Annotated in this window: 3 protein-coding genes; all 3 read left to right on the top strand. The window is 57.3% G+C overall.

Going from position 1 to position 4,718, the window contains the following annotated elements; all coding sequences use genetic code 11:
* On the top strand, nucleotides 1-1,193 hold a 1,193-nt coding region (locus D6877_RS16015), incomplete at its 5' end, for an ABC transporter substrate-binding protein (protein WP_130911420.1).
* A gap of 300 nt (nucleotides 1,194-1,493) precedes the next feature.
* Nucleotides 1,494-3,092: an ABC transporter substrate-binding protein gene (locus tag D6877_RS16020; protein WP_130911421.1), complete on the top strand. Its 1,599-nt coding sequence runs from the start codon at nucleotides 1,494-1,496 to the stop codon at nucleotides 3,090-3,092.
* 176 nt (nucleotides 3,093-3,268) lie between these two features.
* Nucleotides 3,269-4,690, top strand: a complete 1,422-nt coding sequence (locus tag D6877_RS16025) for an OprD family porin (protein ID WP_122699944.1) — start codon at nucleotides 3,269-3,271, stop codon at nucleotides 4,688-4,690.
* Nucleotides 4,691-4,718: the final 28 nt, after the last annotated feature.

Raw genomic sequence — 4,718 nt, forward strand, 5'->3', positions numbered from 1 at the left:
TGGACACCAACATCACCAAGATCGATAAAGTCGACGACCACACCGTCAAGTTCACTCTGAAAGAAGTCGACGCCGCGTTCATCCAGAACATGGCCATGAGCTTCGCGTCCGTGCAGTCCGCCGAATACGCGGCCCAACTGCTCAAGGATGGCAAAGCCGCCGACATCAACCAGAAGCCGATCGGCACCGGCCCGTTTGTGTTCAAGAGCTACCAGAAAGACTCGAACATCCGTTACACCGGCAACAAGGATTACTGGAAACCTGAAGACGTGAAGATCGACAACCTGATCTTCGCCATCACTACCGACCCGTCGGTGCGTATTCAGAAGCTGAAAAAGAACGAGTGCCAGGTCACCCTGTTCCCGCGTCCGGCCGATCTGAAAGCGCTGAAAGAAGACAAGTCGCTGAAGATGCCGGATCAGGCCGGCTTTAACCTCGGCTACATCGCTTACAACGTGATGGACAAGGTCAAGGGCAGCAACGAGGCCAACCCACTGGCTGACCTGCGCGTGCGTCAGGCACTGGACATGGCCGTGAACAAGCCGCAGATCATCGATTCGGTTTACCAGGGCGCCGGCCAACTGGCCGTCAACGCCATGCCGCCGACCCAGTGGTCCTACGACACCACCATCAAGGATGCCAAGTACGACCCTGAGAAAGCCAAACAGCTGCTCAAGGAAGCCGGCGTCAAGGAAGGTACCGAGATCGTCCTGTGGGCGATGCCGGTGCAGCGTCCGTACAACCCGAACGCCAAACTGATGGCTGAAATGCTCCAGTCCGACTGGGCCAAGATCGGCTTGAAAGTGAAGATCACCAGCTACGAGTGGGGCGAGTACATCAAGCGCTCCAAAGGTGGCGAGAACCAGGCCATGATCATTGGCTGGAGCGGTGACAATGGTGATCCGGACAACTGGCTCAACGTTCTGTTCGGCTGCGACTCGCTGAGCGGCAACAACTTCTCCAAGTGGTGCGACAAGAAGTTCGACGGCCTGGTGAAAGAAGCCAAACGCACTACCGACCAGGGCAAGCGCACCGAGCTGTACAAACAGGCGCAACACGTCCTCAAAGATGCAGTTCCAATGACACCTATCGCTCACTCGACGGTGTATCAACCCATGCGCGCCAACGTGCAGGATTTCAAGATCAGCCCATTTGGCCTGAATTCCTTCTACGGCGTCAGCGTCAGCAAGTAAGACATTGCAACGGCGGCGTTTCTGACGTCGCCGTTGCTTTATCTACCGGGAAAAAAGGAAAAGGCCTACACCCAAATCCGCCGCAGATGATTGCTTCGGTATAGGCGCGTCGACTTTTCCTACGAGCATTAAGGCAATTACGTATTTACTGCCAGAGGCACGGTGCCTACCGTCGCGTACTGACCAGTGTCTGCGTGGGCCACCGGTTTTGCCGTACGTATTGGATTGAGCTCAATGCGACCAGAAAGTCCCGGGATAGGGACCCTGACGCATTGCACAACACTAAAAAGAGGGAGCGTCATGCGCCATACCTTGATTTTTTCCGCACTGTTGGGCGCCGGCCTGTTGGCCGCCACGTCTGCAAGCTACGCCGCCAGCGACAGCCTGGTGTTTTGCTCGGAAGGCAGCCCGGCGGGTTTCGATACCGCGCAGTACACGACGGCCACCGACAACGACGCCGCCGAGCCGCTGTACAACCGCCTCGTCGAGTTTGAAAAAGGCGCGACCAATGTCGTACCGGGCCTGGCGACCAAGTGGGACATTTCCGAAGATGGCCTGAAATACACCTTTCACCTGCGTGAAGGCGTGAAATTTCATACAACCCCTTACTTCAAGCCGAGCCGCGATTTCAACGCTGACGATGTCGTGTTCACGTTCACTCGCATGCTCGATGCGCAACAGCCGTTCCGCAAGGCGTATCCCACCGAGTTTCCGTACTTCAACGGGATGAGCCTGAACAAGAACATCGCCAAGGTCGAGAAGACCGGGCCGCTGACCGTAGAGTTCACGCTCAACAGCGTCGATGCCGCGTTCATCCAGAACATCGCGATGAGCTTCGCTTCGATTCTGTCTGCCGAATACGCCGACAAGCTGCTGGCCGACGGCAAGCCGAGCGACATCAACCAGAAGCCGATCGGCACCGGGCCGTTCGTATTCAAGAGCTACCAGAAAGACTCGAACATCCGCTATACCGGCAACCCGCAGTACTGGGATCCGAGCCGGGTCAAGCTGAAGAACCTGATTTTTGCGATCAACACCGACGCTTCGGTACGCGTGCAGAAGCTCAAGGCCAACGAGTGCCAGATCACCCTGCACCCGCGGCCTGCCGATGTTGAAGCACTGAAGGCCGACCCGAAACTGCAACTGATTTCCAAGCCGGGCTTCAACCTCGGCTACATCGCCTACAACGTGCGCCACAAGCCGTTCGATCAACTCGAAGTGCGTCAGGCACTGGACATGGCGGTGAATAAACAGGGAATTCTCAACGCTGTTTATCAAGGCGCCGGCCAACTGGCCGTCAACGCCATGCCACCGACCCAGTGGTCCTACGACGACACCATCAAGGACGCCGCCTACAACCCGGAAAAAGCCAAGGAACTGCTCAAGGCCGCCGGCGTGAAAGAAGGCACCGAGATCACCCTGTGGGCAATGCCGGTGCAGCGTCCGTACAACCCGAACGCCAAACTGATGGCCGAAATGCTCCAGTCCGACTGGGCCAAGATCGGTCTGAAAGTGAAGATCGTCAGCTACGAATGGGGCGAGTACATCAAGCGCACCAAGAACGGCGAGCACGACGTCAGCCTGATCGGCTGGACCGGCGACAATGGGGACCCGGACAACTGGCTGGGCACGCTGTACAGCTGTGACGCCATCGGCGGCAACAACTATTCGATGTGGTGCGACCCGGCGTACGACAAGCTGATCAAACAGGCCAAGGTCGTCACCGACCGCGACCAGCGCACCGAGCTTTATAAACAGGCCCAGCAATTGCTTAAACAGCAAGTGCCGATCACGCCTGTCGCCCACTCGACGGTCAACCAGCCGTTAAGCACCCGGGTCGAAGGGTTCAAAGTCAGCCCGTTCGGCCGCAACGTGTTCTCGGGTGTCAGTATCGATTAAACCAACCGATTAGCCGCAATGCTGAGGGGAGCCGTCTACTCCCCTCACGCAAGCGCTTTGCCGAAATTCGCCAATCCGGCTTTTTGCAAACGTTTGCGATGTGTGAACGAGTTCTAAACCAATAACCGGCATACCAAAAAAAGCCGGGATAAAAAGAAAGTAAAGGAGCTTCACCCATGAAACTGAGCAGCACCGCGATACTGGCCCTGGCCATCAGCAGCATCACCGCCACGGCGTACGCCGAACCTGCAAGTCAGGAATTCGTCCCTACCACATTGGCCGGCAGCAGCGCCCAAAGCGAGGCCAAAGGCTTTATCGATGGACAAAGCCTGGGCGGTACAACCCGTAACTGGTACGCCAACGAACTGAAGCGTCGTGATGACCGTTTCAGCTACGTGAAAAACAGCGACAAGAATACTTCGCCATTGGTCAAGACGCCGACTGCGCGTCGCATCAACTGGGTGCAAGGCACCATCGTCAACTACACCTCGGGCTTCACCCAAGGCACCGTGGGCGTGAGCACCGAAGTCGCCGCTTACAACGCCATTGTGCTGGATCGTGATCGCAAGGACATCGCCGGCGGCTCCAACCGTACTCTGGCAGACTCCGACGGCGACGCCGTTGACCAGTGGAGCAAACTGGGTCTGGCCAACGTCAAGTTCCGCGTGTCGAACACTACCCTGACTGCCGGCCGCCAGAACTTCAGCACGCCGATCGTTGATGTCATTGGCAACCGTCCGCTGCCTTCGAGCTTTGAAGGTATCAGCCTGCACAGCGAGGAATTCAACAACCTGTCGTTCGACCTGGGCGGCTTCGACCGCGTATCGCCGCGTACCGAGCAGAGCCTGTCGAAATTCCGCACCGAATATTCGCAAACGGGCGTGGAAACCGACAAGGTCTACACCGCAGGCGTGAACTACCAGCCGCTGAAAAGCCTGAAAACCAGCCTCTATGTGGCCAATGTCGAAGACTTCTGGAACCAGTACTACTTCGGTGGCACCCACGAACTGGGTGACAGCCAGGTGCTGAGCCTGACCACCGGTCTGAACTACTACAAGACCGTCGACGAAGGCAAAAAGCTGATGGGCAACATCGACAACGATACCTACTCGCTGTCGCTGGGTCTGACTCACCAGGCCCATAGCCTGACCTTCTCGTACCAGGAAGTTAACGGTAACGAGTACTTCGACTACCTGCACGAAACCAACGGCATCTACTTGGCCAACTCCCTGCTGTCGGACTTCAACGGCCCGAACGAGAAGTCGTTCCAGATCGCCTACGGCATCAACATGGCCGAGTACGGTGTGCCAGGCCTGAAGTTCAACATCTACCAGGCACGCGGTTGGGGCATCGACGGTACTCACTACCGCGGCACCGCCTACACCGATCCGGGCGCCAAGCGTGGTGACCTGAGCCTGATGGATGGCGAGTCTCACTATGAATACGGTGTTGGGGCTTCCTACGCTGTGCAAAGCGGCCCGCTCAAAGCCACTGCAATTCGCGCGACGTACACCACTCACCGCGCCAGCGAGCATCAGGCTGACGGCAACATCAACGAGTTCCGTCTCGTGACCACCATCCCGTTCAACATTCTGTAAAAACGCCAACCGACGGCTGACTCATGAT

It is taken from the genome of Pseudomonas sp. Sample_9 (genome assembly GCF_004307535.1).
Taxonomy (GTDB): Bacteria; Pseudomonadota; Gammaproteobacteria; order Pseudomonadales; family Pseudomonadaceae; genus Aquipseudomonas; species Aquipseudomonas mercuritolerans.

What these genes read in the sequence shown, in the direction of transcription:
- D6877_RS16020 (WP_130911421.1), top strand. Translation starts at nt 1,494, where the DNA reads ATGCGCCATACCTTGATTTTTTCCGCACTGTTGGGCGCCGGCCTGTTG.
- D6877_RS16025 (WP_122699944.1), top strand. Translation starts at nt 3,269, where the DNA reads ATGAAACTGAGCAGCACCGCGATACTGGCCCTGGCCATCAGCAGCATC.